The following is a 14,724-nucleotide window of genomic DNA, read 5'->3' on the forward strand; positions in this document are numbered from 1 at the left end:
AACATCTAACTGAATTGTATTCAGAAACTATCAGGGTTCGCGATTATACTCATGCGAACGGTGTTTGTCTCTATAAATCAGTGGGTTCCCGATGTTTGTTCAGTCGTAGTATGTGATTCCACCGGGTACATCCAACTTGATAAGAGTTCCTGAAACACCTTTCAGAATGTCTGTAGCTCGGTTCAACGGGCCAATACCCCCAAACTTACCACCTGCTCTGACGAAGTGGCATACGGATTCAACCTTTGGGCTCATGCTGCCGGCCGCAAAGTGGAAGTCCTTAATTTTTTGCGGCGTACACAGCTTGATCTTGCGGGAATCAGGGCTTCCGTAATCTGTTTCAACAGCAGTGATATCGGTAAGTAGTACTAGTCCGTCAGCTTCGAGGCCTTCTGCCAGGCATCTGGATGCATGATCTTTATCTACAACAGCCTCTATGCCGTGTAATTTTCCCTCGGAATCGCGTCTGACAGGAATACCACCGCCCCCACCGCAGATCACAGTGATGTCACCGGAGGCAACAATGTGCCGAAGTGATGGTAATTCGAGCACTTCTTTGGGTTGGGGAGACGGAACAACCCTTCGGTAGTATTTTCCATCTTCTTTTAGTACCCAATTCGGGTTAGCTTGTTGTATCACCTGTGCCTCTTCGTAGGTATAAACCGGACCGACGAATTTGTCCGGATTCTGAAAGGCATGGTCTGTCGGGTCGACAATGGTCTGAGTAGAAACCGTACAAACCTTTTGCCCTGGCATATGATTACGCAGCTCTTGCTCAAACATAAAACCGATCATTCCCTGGGTTTGGGCTCCCAGGACGTCCAGAGGGTAGTTGTTGACCTCTTCGTAGGCCTCATTCATTAAGGCCAGCAGACCAACTTGCGGACCATTGCCGTGTGTTAATACCACTTGGTGATCCTTGGCTACTTCAGCGATGGACTTGGCAGCCAGCCTGATATTTTCTCTCTGGATATGTGCTTCGAGTGGTTGTCCGCGTTGTAAGATGGCGTTTCCGCCAAGGGCCATAACAACGAGCATGTCCCGATTCCTCCTGAATACAATCGTGTTTTAAGTGGATATCGTGACGGTGTAGCGTCCTGCTGCACCTCTGGATGAGGGTTTCAGTGAATCTGATTCTGTTCTTATAGTCAAAAAAACTAATCTCAGCGAAGAAAACCTCTTTTACGTCTCTGTTGATGGGGGCGACAGGCTAATGCCATCACGTGATGTTTTGTGGTGCCGTTGTTTTTCTATGAGCGCAGCCATGCTCAAGAATGCTTGAGTATTATTTTGGAATACCTACATAAAAGAGGGGAGCAAAATGCTCCCCTCTTTTATGTGCTGCTGAATTGTTTCGGGGGAAATTAGTCGCCCAGAGTTGCAACCATCACAGCCTTGATGGTGTGCATGCGGTTTTCAGCTTCGTCGAACACGATGGAGTGCTCGGATTCGAATACTTCTTCAGTCACTTCCAGACCTTTCATGCCGTACTTCTCAGCAACTTCTGCACCGATGGTGGTGTCTTCATTGTGGAAGGCAGGCAGGCAGTGCATGAACTTGCACAGAGGGTTGCCGGTCTTGGCCATAACTTCAGCGTTCACCTGGTAAGGCTTCATCAGGTTAACACGCTCGTCCCAAGCTTCGGCAGGTTCACCCATGGATACCCATACGTCAGTGTACAGGAAGTCACAATCCTTAACGGCTTCGTCAACGTTTTCGGTCAGGGTGATCTTGGCGCCAGTCTGTTCAGCGATCTTCTGGCATTCTTCAACCAGCCACTCTTCTGGCTGGTAAGCCTTAGGAGCTGCGATACGGAAGTCAACACCCATCTTAACCAGGCCAACCATCAGGGAGTTACCCATGTTGTTGCGGCCGTCGCCCAGGTAGCAGAACTTCATTTCGTGCAACTGCTTGCCACGACCGTGCTCCAGCATGGTCAGCATGTCAGCCAGGATCTGGGTTGGATGCCATTCGTCAGTCAGGCCGTTCCATACAGGAACGCCGGAGAATTCAGCCAGTTCTTCAACGTGAACCTGCTTGGAACCACGGAACTCGATACCGTCGTACATGCGACCCAGAACACGGGCAGTGTCTTTTACAGTCTCTTTCTTGCCCATCTGGGAGCCGCCGGAGATGTAAGTTACCTGGGCGCCCTGGTCAAAAGCAGCCACTTCAAATGCGCAGCGAGTTCGGGTGGATGCTTTTTCAAAAATCAGTGCAACGTTCTTGCCTTTCAGGCGTGGCTGTTCGGTGCCAGCATATTTTGCGCGCTTCAGATCGCGGGACAGATCCAGCATGTACTGGATTTCTTTGGAGGTGAAGTCCAGCAGTTTCAGGAAGCTACGGTTGCGCAGGTTAAAAGCCATGATTGTGATCCTGATTACAAAAGATCTAAGGTGTTGCAATAGCCTTGCGGGAAGCTTGTTGTCCGCAGGGCCCGTAAGGTTCTTTCGTGCCTGACTGCTGGCTGTATCATCAATACAGCTATATAAATGTTGCTACATATATATAGTAGTCAGGCAGTCCTGAATTAATTAGATGTCGTCACGTTCCATTGGGCAGCTCATGCAGCGAGCACCACCACGGCCGCGGCCGAGGTCTTCGCCTGGAATAGCCAGAACTTCGATGCCAGCCTTCTGCATGTTCTCGATGGTGTAAACGTTACGCTCATATGTAACGACAGTACCAGGCTTAACAGCCAGAACGTTGTTGGCGTCGTTCCACTGCTCACGCTCTGCTTCGAATACGTCACCGCCGGTTGGGATCATACGCAGGGAGTCGAGGTCCAGTGCGCGTGCGATAGCGTTAGTGAAGCCATCCTTAACCTGAGTGAAGACGATGTCTTCGTTGTCACCAGGAGTCAGTTCCCAGCAGTTGTTACCCTTCATGATGTCTGGGTAGTAGGTAAAGCAGTCAACATCCATGTGAGTGAACACGGTGTCGAGGTGCATGCAGCTACGTGCCTTAGGCAGTTCCAGAGCGATAACTTTCTTGGCCTGACCAGTTTTGAACAGACCGCGAGCCAGGTTTTCAACACCCTGTGCAGTGGTACGCTCGGACATGCCGATCAGAACGGCGCCACGACCGATAACCAGTACGTCGCCGCCTTCGATGGTAGCCAGGTCGTAGTTCATGTCGCTGTCACCGTAGTAGGTGTGGAAATCAGCGTCTTTGAACATTGGGTGGAACTTGTAGATGGCGCGCATGTGAACGGTTTCACGCTTACGTGCAGGCTTGGCCATTGGGTTTACGGATACACCGCCGTATACCCAGCAGGAAGTGTCGCGGGTGAACAGGTGGTTAGGAATTGGATCCAGGATGAAATCAGTCTGATTCATCATGCCCAGAGTAGGGCTGCCACAGGCGGAGTTCAGCTCGTCAACAGTCAGGCCGCCGATCAGGTGAGAAGCCAAGTCGTGGTTGCTCAGGCTTTCGAAGTAGTTACGAACTTCGCGGGCCAGAGATGGGCCGTAGCGGTGCTCGTTAACCTGACAGTCCAGAACCCATGTCTTGGCTTCAGGGTTGGCCAGAGTTTCAGCCAGAGTGTCGCGCAGCAGGAAGACTTCAACGCCCTGATCACGCAGAACCTGTGCGAAAGCATCGTGCTCTTCGCCAGCCTGTTCGATGCGCAGAACATCATCAAACAGCAGGTCTTCACAGTTGGATGGGGTTAGACGACGCAGAGACAGCTCGGGACGGTGCAGCAGTACTTTTCGCAGCTGACCAACTTCGGAACCAACGTAAAAGCGAGACATTACAGTTCTCCTGAAGAATGAATAACAGGGCGTTTCAGTCCTGCCGCTCAGAAAACCTTCTGTACTTTTGTCCCTGGTCTGGAAGATGAAAAAGTGTTTCCAGCAGGTTCAGTACAATGCATCTAAAGCCAAACCGGGAGGCTGCTGATGAAAATTGCAGTATCCATTGCCTTATTAGCGATGCTGAACGGCGATAAGCAAACCTGTTTAGGTGGGGCATAGACTATCCCTCACTCATTTCTTTAGCATTGCGCATTAATACTTAATTAGCTTCGCTAATGACTAATAAATAATTTATAGAAATTATTGGATTTGGTTCGTTTGATCATATTGAAACCAGTTTTGGGTTGGATGCGCACACTAGCGGGCAATTATAGATCCTTTCCATTACGCAGTTGACGCAAGTCATGGTTTTTTAAAAGTGCTTTTTCAGGTGATATTTTTCTACCCGTGCAGTTGACTGAACCTGTAGAGCATTCAGTCAGCTGAATGCTGGCTATGCAAAAATCAGCCTCTTCGACTATAAATCCCCAAACTTGAAACCGGGCAGGCAAACGTAAGCTGACGTTTTGTTTTCTGGCATTTGTTCAGCGCCAGTGTTCAGGGCCAGAGTCTGATGATTTTTTGCAGGCTATGGAGAAATTTAGCTGACGCACTTCATGTCAACAGAACCTGGCTTGCATGTTCGGTGGCTTCTCATCTATTTCCAGTAGCCTGGAAGGGTCTTCAGCCATGAAGCAATTCAGCTTTCCCTCAGCTTATACGATACTTGTCGCCATAATTATATTTGTTGCCATCCTGACCTGGATTGTTCCCGCAGGTCAGTACCAGACGAAAATGGATGATGCCCTTGGAAGGGACGTGCCTATTGCCGGGACTTACCACGAAGTTGAACCCAATCCCCAGGGCTTTGAAGATGTTGTACTTGCACCAATAGCAGGCTTTTACGATCCGGACTCTTATGAAGCTAATGGGATAGATGTTGCCCTGTTTGTGCTGTTTATTGGTGGCTTTCTTGCGGTGGTGACGAAAACGGGAGCTATCGATGCCGGGATCGCTGCTGCCATGTCGAGTATGGCGGGTAAGGAAAAATGGATGATTCCCATACTTATGTTCCTGTTTTCTCTCGGGGGGACGATATACGGAATGGCAGAAGAGACGCTGCCGTTTTATCTGCTGTTACTCCCGGTCATGATTTCTGCTGGATATGATTCTCTAACGGCTGTCGCCGTCATTATGGTTGGGGCGGGAATGGGTACTCTTGGCTCGACCGTGAACCCGTTTGCAACGGTGATTGGTTCAGACGCTGCCGGGGTTTCTTTTACGGAAGGCTTGAATCTTCGTCTGGCGATATACGCGATTGGTTTAATTCTCTGCATAGCGTATGTCATGCGCTATGCAGAAAAAGTTAAGCGAGATTCTGGACTTTCGCTGGTTGCCTCTCAGTATGATGAAAATCGTGAGCACTTTCTGGCATCGGCCGGTGAAGAGGTTCCGGAGCTCAACGGTCAGCGCAAGCTTATTCTTCTTCTTTTTATAGTCGCTTTCGGAATCATGATCTGGGGGGTGTCGTCCCAGGGGTGGTGGATGGCGCGGATGTCCGGTCTGTTTCTGGTAATGTCGATCATTGTTGGCTTTGTCGGGCGGCTGAGTGAAAAAGAGTTCACTGATACATTTGTTGCTGGTGCTGCAGATCTGCTGGGTGTTGCACTGGTCATTGGTGTGGCCCGTGGAATTGTAGTGGTAATGAATGGAGGTTTGATTACCGACACGATTCTTTTTTGGGCTGAGCAGGCGATCAGTGGGTTGTCAGCTGTTGCCTTTATTAATGTTATGTACTGGATACAGTTTGTCCTGTCCTTTTTTGTTCCCTCAACATCTGGTCTGGCTGTTTTGACAATGCCGATCATGGCACCTTTGGCTGATTTCTCTGATGTTGCCCGGGATCTGGTTGTGACTGCTTACCAGTCAGCCAGTGGTGTGGTGAATCTGGTGACGCCTACCTCCGGGGTTGTTATGGGTGGCCTCGCCATTGCCAGGGTGTCCTACGATAAATGGATTCGCTTTGTCTGGCCGTTATTGATTATTCTCAGTGTGCTGGTGATGATTTTGCTAAGTGTTTCAGCATAAAGAACTTACAAGATACAAAAAAAAAGCAGCTTCAGGCTGCTTTTTTCATGATAGAAGGGCGGCCATCAGCCAGATAGTTTCCGGGCGTTATCGGAAATAACTTCTCCGGTTTTGGTATCGACGACCATGGTTCTCTGCTGCTTAAGCTTGTCGACATAGAGGATGATACGAACATCCCTTCCATCTCTCTGTGCTGTACGGGTTCTGATAACTTTGACGATGCTGTATTTGGTGCGCAGGTTGGAAAGAAGGGTTTCCAGTGGAATCGTCTGTTGTTTTTCGGGAATTTTATAGGCGTGATCATCCATGACGGTTCCGGTGACTGGATCCAGCGTCATAACCCTGGCTTCTTTCTTGTCCGGAAGAAAATAGAAAACGCGGTCAACTTCCTTGCCTCCCATTTGTTCCTTGAATGTGTTGATGATCCGCATGGTGGGATTTTTCTCTCTCGCAATACTTATGATTTTTTCGAGGGGAAGGTTAGTGCTTGAGCTTTTAGATGCTGGAGCATTTTTGAGCGGGTTTTGTGATTCTGACAGTGCTGGCTGTGTAATCAGTAATAACCCACTTAAGGCCAGCAATGGGGTGTGCAGGCGGTGCATGGATGAATCCTCGGTAGAAGATGGCTGAAACTTAGAAGGGGATCGAAGGAAATTCCAGCAGTGTGGTTAAAAGACTTCTATTACTGGTTACCGAGTGTTGGTTTTCTGCTTATTTGATCCGAAGGTGCGAACCGGAAGGTTTATTTCAGATTCACCGGCCGATCATTCTGGCCGGTGAATATCAGGTGGTTAACGCTGAGGTGAAGATCTACTGCTCGGAGTAGGCCTTGCGAACTTCTTCAGCAATGATGGCAATGCCTTTGCCAACAGTCTCCTGATCACGGGTATAAGTTACCCTCAGACACTCATTTTTGTGCTGCCAGTCATCATTGATTCCCGGGAAAAAATAGTGCCCTGAAACGACCAGCACGCCACGTTGTTTAAGTCGCTCATATAATTCCAGGCTGGTGATGGGCAGATCTTTGAACCATAACCACAGGAACATGGCTCCTTCCGGTTTATGCATGGCCCATGGTAAATCGCCCAGTTGTTTTCTGAACTCTTTAGTGGCGAATTTGAGCCTCTCTTCGTACCAGGGGCGGATAACAGTCTTGCTCAGGTGAATGATGCTGTCATCAGCAACCATCTTGTTCACCAGCAGGCAGCCCGCGCTGTTAGGTGACAGGCTTATAATGGCATTCATGGAGGAAATAGCCTGGATGACCTCTTCACTGGCAATAATAATTCCGGTGCGTAGAGCCGGTAAACCCAGCTTGGACAGGCTCAGGCAAAGAATAATATGTTCATCCCAGTAAGGAGCCGCTTCGGTAAAGATCAACTCTGGGAATGGCAGGCCATAGGCTCCATCAATAATGAAAGGGATATCATGCTGGCGGGTCAGGCTGTCCAGCTTTTCGATCTCCCGGTCTGTCAGAACATTGCCGGTTGGATTTGTGGGTCTTGAAACGCAGAGAGCCGCTGTGTCGTCGTTAACCGCTAAGTTGTCGAAGTTAACCCGGTATTTAAAGGTGTGGGCATCAATAGTCTCAATATCCGGACGGGCTGCAGCAAAGAAGTCTTCAGTAATACCGCAGTCGCTGTAGCCAATATACTCAGGAGCCAGGGGTAACTGGATGCGCCGGTGCTGACCGCTGCTGGTCTGACCACCAAGCATATTAAACAGCATAAAGAATGCTGTCTGGCTTCCGTGGGTCAGGCAGATATTACTTTCGGTCAGTTTCCAGCCAAACTGGCGTTTCAAAAAGGCGGCCAGATCCCGGCAGAAGGACTGGTCACCAGCGGGAGGGTCATAGGTGCCAATAAAGCGTGTGAAGTTTGCCGGGGAGTCTACGATGCTTTGCAGGCGGTGACGAAAGACTTCCTCTGCCGCAGGAATGTGCGCCGGATTGCCTCCCCCCATCATAATCATATGGTCATTATCAGCCAGGGCATTTCCAAGATCATCCATCAGGGACAAGATCCCGGAATGGCTGGTGAATTTTTCCCCAAATTTGGACAGCTTCATCTTATTCTCTGGGTCGCGGTGGAATGAATTTCCTCGTCAGGTTATGCATTGATCAATGACTGCAAAAAACGAGACAGTGTAAGGTCTTTTCCCCTTTACTCTTAATATATTACTGTTTTGTAGCCTTTCTTGTGAATTCGTACAGACCGGAAAAGATCATGTCAGTGGATTTGGGCTCTCAGTGAGTGCTCCAATACAATTTTTAAGCTGAAGCTGAGAAATTTTCATAGAAAATAAGCATAAATCCAGCACGAAGAATTTTTCCCTTAAGCCGATAGCCATTTACTAGCAGGCGGGTTTACACGGGAGGTTGCTGCGGTGGATGACAGGGGGAATGAGTTGGCTGCCAAGTCTGAATATATGACTTACGCCAATGGTTTTAATGGGCAGTGGTTGCCGCTGGAGAGACTGGCGGGAAGACGGCTGACCAAGAAGGTTATGGCCTGCCTTGAGCGGGGGTTGGCCGAAGAGAGAGAGCAGGTTCTTGCTGGCAGTAGTGAGTGCCAGAGGCAGGAGGCTGAAGCCCGGGCTGATCTAGCCCTGATGGCCGTCGGGTTATTGCAGGTGCAGCCAGATGGACAGATCAAGCGGGCGGGCGGCCTGCTGACCAAGGTTAACCACTGGCAGGTTGAACAGGCGCGGGCACTTATCCACCTTTCCATAGATGAGCTTTGTCAGGAGGCCTTGTGGCGGCTGGAGAGTCTTCCTGAGTTTCTGGTCGAGGATGTGATGAATCGCTCCTTAAGAGTGACACCCGGTGAGCCTGCTGTTCTGCCAGTGACTGTCAGTGATTTCTGGAATACCGGTCTGTTCGTAAGCGAGACCATCACCGCTGCCCGTATGCTGGAATGCCGTTCACGGGTTTTGGAATGGCAGGACAAACGCAGTTCTCATGATCCGAGAGTTTTACTGGCCTATCTGCGAACTCTGGAAACCCGGCTTAGAGAGAGGGAGGATGCTTTATCGGTCAGGCGGTTTCTGTGCAAGGTTGAAGCTGCGATTCCCCTTTGGAAGGAGGGTTACCAGCTTGGGGAAGATTTCTTCCGCTGTGATGAACAGGTAGAAGGTGGGATGCGTACATCGCTGCATGTTATGGCTCAGCACCTCTATGAAATTCAGCGGGATCAGGAGTTTCCCTGGCGTGCGGTAATTGATGAAAAGGCACTCGGGACAGTATGGCAGGAGAATGATTCAGGAAGTTCTGCCAATTGAAATAAGATAATGACCCTGTAGTCGAATAAGAGCCTGTTCAAAACCTTCTTAAGAGCAGGCTCTCAGAAAGACAGGCTATGTGAGTTGATAATTTAATCGAAGATAAATTGATTGAGATCATTTTGAATGTGTTGATTACCTATTTATTAGATATTGGCAACGTCGACTTTTAATGGTTTGATTATTATTTATTTGTTCTATTGATTGTTTTTTTGTAATCAAAGTAGTGATTGCGTAATAAAAAATATAATATCACCTCGAATGAGAAACTGTATCCACTGGAAATAGAACGTATTTTAGAACTGTCTCACACTCTTCTTTCATGTGTTCTCGTTTATATACCCAGGATGCTTTATTACAGTAAGCAGACTCTAAGGGTTTCCACAGATGGATAGCAGTCAAAAGTTACTGGCAGAGGTGTAGCTTTCTTGCGTACTGTTGTTCTGCACAGGTATGTGTATTTTTCTTGTTACCTGCTCAAGTTATTAGTCCTGATTATGTTGTCGTGGGGAGGATTGGTATCAACTACCAATGCCCAGGCGCTTGGTGATATAAGTCGTGCAATAGAGCTTGAACACCGGGATTATCAAATAGCAAGCGAATTGGCAAACCTCAGCAAGACCTTCGTCTATAACCTGGATATTGAAAATTTACAGCAGACGCTGAAGTTTGTTGTTAGTCAGGATGTGCGCATTCGTGCTGTAAGGATTGTTGACACGGCATCAGGACAATCTCTATTAACGTACCATCGGGAGAATAATGAGCAGGGTGTTTTTGGTGGAGAGATTGCCACAGAAACCCTGAAATACCCCACCACTATTCAGGCAATCGTTTATCAGGGAGAGATGATTGCCAGGCTGGAAGTGTATTACGATGGTGACACCAGTCTTGACAGGCTGACCCCTTCCTTAACCCTCAGTAAAAAAGAAAAAGAATGGATTGAGAAGCACAAGGAAATCCGTGTGGCTGTTGCAGAGTACGCCCCTCTGATTTCCATGGATGATAATGGGCAGCCCCGGGGTGTGCTGGCTGAGTACTTACTTCGCTTTCAGGAGCGAACAGGTCTGAAAATTCATTTCGTGACTGGACCTTTCTCTGATCTTCTGAGCGGCTTTGCCGAAGGCGAGATTGATATGATGTCCAGCATTCTCTACGACTCCTCACGCCGTCACCTTGGATTGTTCAGTCCACCGATTGTCAGGGTGAAAGATGCGATTTATGTCCGAGAGGGGCAAACCGGGATTTATGGTTTCAATGAGCTAAAGGGCAAGAAAGTTGCCGCCGTCAAAAACTATCTGATCAGTGACATGATCAAGCGCTCTTTTCCCGATATAGAACTGGTGGAAAAGGGCAGCCTGCTGGATTGTGTGCAGGCATTGCTCAATGGTGATGTGGATGCTTTGGTTGAAGCTCCAATTGTGGTTAACAATCTGCAGCTGATGAATTCAATTGGCGGATTGAAACTGATCAGTCAGGATGCCCTGCCGGCAAGAGATATGCACTGGATTGTGCAGTTGGATAATAAAATCCTGCTGTCCATTGTTAACAAGGTTCTGCTTTCGATTCCCCAGGAAGAGAAACAGAACATACTCAATGAGTATGTGATTGCTGATGCTGAATTAGCTGATGGTTCTGTTGGTGGATATGGTGATGATACGGCCAGGGCAACTGTTAATCTGGTCGTTGTCTTTATTGTGGTCCTGGGAGCGCTGTTCCTGATTGCCCGATCCATGGCACGGCATTCCGGTTCTGATAACTCCAAACTCTCCTTCGGCTCCCAGAGATTCGCCCGGCTGGTGATGATAAGTATTGCTCTGTTTATTACTTTAAGCGGGGCTCTGGCAGGTTTTATTCTGCAGTACAACCTGAAGAAGGAGGAGCTCCAGGCGCAATCGCAGTTAAAGCTAGCGGTAAATACGGCTAATGAGCGCGTGAATCGCATGTTCTCATTTGAGAACGGGATAGTGTCTCATGTGGTGAATAAGCCTGAGCCTAAACACCTTATTCAACAGCTTCTGGTTCTTGATGAGAATGATATCAGGGGTATTCAAAGAATTGATAAAAAGCTGCAGGATTACTGGAACGGTTATCAGAATATCCTCGATAACCGGCAAATGGCGATCATGAATCTGAACGGAAAGATTCTGATTGGCGATGGCAGTGATGAACTATCACGAATTCCTGATAAATATATCCGGCAGGCTCAATACTCCCAGACCCAATGGATCTCTCCTGCCATTGTTGCAGGAAATGATAAGCAAAAAGAAAATGGTGAAAACCTGAATAATGATACTAACCACGTCTCCGGTAAGTGGCAGAGCTACACCATAACCCCCGTTTTTGGTGAGGATGGTGAATCTATTGCGTTAGTTGTCAGCCGTATGAATTTCTCCCGTAAACTCTACAGCTATCTGCAGGATGTCAGTGCTTCCAGCGGAACCGAGGTGTTTCCTGTGAATAGCCATGGCATGGCGCTGGATATGGAGCAATCGACCGCCGATTTCGGGGTTTACCGCTCTCTTGATGGCTATTTTCTAGCCAATTTCTATGAAGAAAGCATGAAGCGTGGTGTAGTTCGCACCAGTGGACTCGCCCAGTTCCAGAATAATGCCGGTGAGGAAAGTTATGGCCTGGGCATCTGGAATCCGGCACTGGGTATCGGGTTTGTTGCCGAAATCAGTCAGGACTATCACCTTGCCGGTTATCGAACCCTGAAGTACGGACTTTTGCTGGTACTGGGGCTGGTTTTTATTTTTATCATTCCCTACATCATGTTCATGCTGAACCTTGGACGCCAGGTCAATGAACGCCTTAAAGCCTCCAATGAAGAGCTTGATCGCAAGGTTAATGATCGAACATGCGAGCTGGCTGAGCTGGAAGAACAGAGTCGACTGATTCTGACCTCGGTGGGTCAGGGGTTGTTTGGGCTGGATGAAACCGGCCGGGTGAATTTTATCAATGATGCCGCCCTCAAGCTGCTTGGCTGTCGGGAAGAGGAAGTCCATGGACGCTCTTTACTGCCATTGATACAGCACAGTGACCGGGAAAAACGTGCCCGTAATCCCGCTGAACTTCCGATTGCCCAGGCTCTGCTTAATGGCGAGTCAAAAACTAATCAGGAAGACTGCTTCTGGACCAAGGCCGGGTTTTGTATACCTGTGGAGTACAGCTGTTGTCCTATTGAGCAGGATGGAGACATTCGTGGCTGTGTAGTTGTATTCAGTAATATCACTGAGCGTCAGCTGATGGAGCGTGAGCTTCGTCAGGCCCGTGACAGTGCTGAGCAGGCATCTCTGGCCAAGAGTAACTTCCTGGCCAATATGAGTCATGAAATACGCACACCCATGAATGCCATCCTGGGTATGTCTCAGCTGGTGCTGCAGACCAAACTGGAGCGCAAGCAGCGTAATTACATCGAGAAGGTCCACCGTTCTGCCCAGTCACTGCTGGGTGTAATTAATGACATTCTCGATTTTTCCAAGATTGAAGCCAAAAAGATGGAGCTGGAGCAGGTGCCGTTTCGCCTGGAAGATGTTCTTGGTGATATGAGCAGTGTGCTAGGCCTTCAGGCGGAAGATAAAGGGCTGGAGCTGTTGTTCTCCCTGCCTGTGGATATGCCGGAGCTGGTGGGTGATCCACTGCGAATCGGCCAGATTCTGATGAATCTTGGTAATAATGCGGTCAAGTTTACCGAAGAGGGTGAGGTGCTGGTCTCTGCACGTATTACCGAACGGACTGAGACCAGCGTTGAACTGCACTTTTCTGTTAAAGATACCGGTATCGGCCTGTCTGAAGACCAGATGTCCAGGCTGTTCCAATCCTTCTCTCAGGCTGACACCTCAACAACACGACGCTACGGCGGAACCGGGCTGGGGTTGGCTATCTGCCACAGGCTGGTCGATATGATGGGTGGCCGGGTCTGGGTTGAAAGTGATCCGGGAGAAGGTGCGAACTTCCAGTTTGTGATCCAGCTTGGGGTACGGGCAGTCTCAGAATCTGTTGTTGGCATAGAGTTTCTTCGCAATCGACGAGTACTGCTGGTTGATAACAGTCCTACTGCTCGCGAAATCGGCACCGGCATACTGGAAAGTTTTGGCATGAATGTCGATCAGGCAGAAAGTGGCAATGAGGCTTTGCAAATGGTACTTGAAGCTGAGTCTGCCTCTGTACCCTATAGCCTGGTTGTGCTTGATTCACGTATGCCGGGTCTGGATGGTGCCAGCACGGCAAGGTTGATTTCAGAGCAGTGTCGTCAGACTCCGCCTCGCTGCATTCTGGTGACAGCTTTTGGTCAGGACTATGCCGTTTCTGGAAGTGCTGGAGGGAAAGGCAACCATATCCACTCCTACCTTTCCAAGCCGGTGACTGCTTCATCTATGATGGACGCAGTGAGCAGTGCTTATGGGGAAAAGGAATTTGCCTGTACCAGAAAAGACTGTACCTGCACTGGAGCGGAGAAAGCCATTGCTCAGCTGGCTGGAGCCAGAATTCTGCTGGTTGAAGATAATGAAATAAACCAGGAGCTGGCTCTGGATCTTCTTGAGAGTAACGGCATTTCAGTTGAGCTGGCTGTGAATGGCCTTCAGGCTGTGAGAAGTCTTGCCAATAATACTTTTGACGGCGTGTTAATGGACTGCCAGATGCCTGTGATGGATGGCTATGAAGCCACTCGCAGAATCCGGAAAAATCCGGAATGGGAGAACCTACCTATTCTAGCCATGACGGCCAATGCCATGGCTGGTGACCGGGAGAAAGTACTTGAAGTCGGAATGAATGATCATATTGCCAAGCCAATAGATTTTGACGATATGTTCACGAAGATGGCTCGCTGGGTAAAACCCCGAAATCCTGGTGCATCTGTTAAAAAAGCTCCCAAACCTGAGTGCATGGATGAGTGGGACTGGAATCTGCTGATAGGGGTGGATTATCAGGCAGGTCTGAATATCTGCCAGAATAAAAATAGCCTGTACTACAAGCTCCTGACAAGGTTTGTTTCCTCTCAGTCCTGCTTTGCTGAAGGATACTTTCATGCTCTGGAACAGGGCGATACCAAACAGGCAGTTCGTCTTGTTCATACCCTGAAAGGAGTGGCTGGAAATATCGGTGCCCGCCAGTTGTCAAATATTGCATCTGAGCTGCAGCAGGATACAGAGCAGAATAGGCTGCTCCCACTTCTTATGCAGAAATGTAACCGTTTGAAAAAAGTACTCGATGAAGTGATTCAGAGCATTCAGGAACTAGAAAATTATCGCGAAAATTTTGAACTGATGCGACTTTTACCTATTCAGACTGAGTCGCATAAAGACGATTCTGTGCTGCAGAGTGCTGAAGAAATCAGCCAACAGCTTTCTGATATCAGGGCGCTGATCGCTGACGATGATACTGAGGCACTTGATAGTTTTGCCTCCCTGGCGCCGAAGCTTTCCAGGTGTTCCGATGCTTCAGAGCAGGTCAAGAAGATTGAACAGGCTCTGGGAGTTTATGATTTTGAGCAGGCTTTGATACTGCTGGATGAGTTGTCTGAAAGAGTAATATCTACCGCTGTAGTAGAGGGATAGCG

General features: G+C 48.7%; 8 protein-coding genes. 3 read left to right on the forward strand and 5 right to left on the reverse strand.

Annotation, left to right across the window (positions count from 1 at the left end):
• Nucleotides 1-99: 99 nt before the first annotated feature.
• The 3 genes from M3P05_RS14030 to arcA all read right to left on the reverse strand — a co-directional run bounded on the left by M3P05_RS14030 (nt 100) and on the right by arcA (nt 3,755).
• Nucleotides 100-1,038, reverse strand: a complete 939-nt coding sequence (locus tag M3P05_RS14030) for a carbamate kinase (protein WP_249700380.1) — start codon at nt 1,036-1,038, stop codon at nt 100-102.
• Nucleotides 1,039-1,364: 326 nt separating this feature from the next.
• Entirely contained in the window at nt 1,365-2,366 is a 1,002-nt protein-coding gene (gene argF, locus M3P05_RS14035; protein ID WP_249700381.1) for an ornithine carbamoyltransferase, read from the reverse strand.
• A gap of 168 nt (nt 2,367-2,534) precedes the next feature.
• The gene (gene arcA / locus M3P05_RS14040; RefSeq protein WP_249700382.1) at nt 2,535-3,755 is read right to left on the reverse strand and encodes an arginine deiminase; all 1,221 of its coding nucleotides are present in this window, start codon (nt 3,753-3,755) and stop codon (nt 2,535-2,537) included.
• 732 nt (nt 3,756-4,487) lie between these two features.
• Here arcA and M3P05_RS14045 point away from each other — a divergent pair.
• The gene (locus M3P05_RS14045) at nt 4,488-5,885 is read left to right on the forward strand and encodes a YfcC family protein (RefSeq protein WP_249700383.1); all 1,398 of its coding nucleotides are present in this window, start codon (nt 4,488-4,490) and stop codon (nt 5,883-5,885) included.
• A 65-nt stretch (nt 5,886-5,950) separates the two neighbouring features.
• Here the strand turns inward: M3P05_RS14045 and M3P05_RS14050 are convergent, their stop codons facing one another.
• Nucleotides 5,951-6,487 (reverse strand): hypothetical protein, encoded by a 537-nt coding sequence (locus tag M3P05_RS14050; RefSeq protein ID WP_249700384.1) that lies wholly within the window; start codon nt 6,485-6,487, stop codon nt 5,951-5,953.
• Between the two features lie 208 nt (nt 6,488-6,695).
• Entirely contained in the window at nt 6,696-7,952 is a 1,257-nt protein-coding gene (locus M3P05_RS14055) for a valine--pyruvate transaminase (RefSeq protein ID WP_249700385.1), read from the reverse strand.
• A 318-nt stretch (nt 7,953-8,270) separates the two neighbouring features.
• Here M3P05_RS14055 and M3P05_RS14060 point away from each other — a divergent pair, with 318 nt between their 5' ends.
• Complete coding sequence (locus tag M3P05_RS14060; RefSeq protein WP_249700386.1) at nt 8,271-9,164, forward strand: hypothetical protein; 894 nt, start codon at nt 8,271-8,273, stop codon at nt 9,162-9,164.
• A gap of 428 nt (nt 9,165-9,592) precedes the next feature.
• Nucleotides 9,593-14,722 carry a response regulator gene (locus M3P05_RS14065; protein WP_249700387.1) on the forward strand — a complete coding sequence of 1,710 codons (5,130 nt, stop codon included), beginning with the start codon at nt 9,593-9,595 and terminating at the stop codon, nt 14,720-14,722.
• Nucleotides 14,723-14,724: the final 2 nt, after the last annotated feature.

The sequence above is a fragment of the Parendozoicomonas callyspongiae genome (assembly GCF_023502345.1).
GTDB lineage: Bacteria > Pseudomonadota > Gammaproteobacteria > Pseudomonadales > Endozoicomonadaceae > Sansalvadorimonas > Sansalvadorimonas callyspongiae.

Excerpts from the sequence above, each read along its gene's own strand:
- M3P05_RS14030 (WP_249700380.1), bottom strand. The coding sequence starts at position 1,038 with ATGCTCGTTGTTATGGCCCTTGGCGGAAACGCCATCTTACAACGCGGA.
- argF (WP_249700381.1), bottom strand. The coding sequence starts at position 2,366 with ATGGCTTTTAACCTGCGCAACCGTAGCTTCCTGAAACTGCTGGACTTC.
- arcA (WP_249700382.1), bottom strand. The coding sequence starts at position 3,755 with ATGTCTCGCTTTTACGTTGGTTCCGAAGTTGGTCAGCTGCGAAAAGTA.
- M3P05_RS14045 (WP_249700383.1), top strand. The coding sequence starts at position 4,488 with ATGAAGCAATTCAGCTTTCCCTCAGCTTATACGATACTTGTCGCCATA.
- M3P05_RS14050 (WP_249700384.1), bottom strand. The coding sequence starts at position 6,487 with ATGCACCGCCTGCACACCCCATTGCTGGCCTTAAGTGGGTTATTACTG.
- M3P05_RS14055 (WP_249700385.1), bottom strand. The coding sequence starts at position 7,952 with ATGAAGCTGTCCAAATTTGGGGAAAAATTCACCAGCCATTCCGGGATC.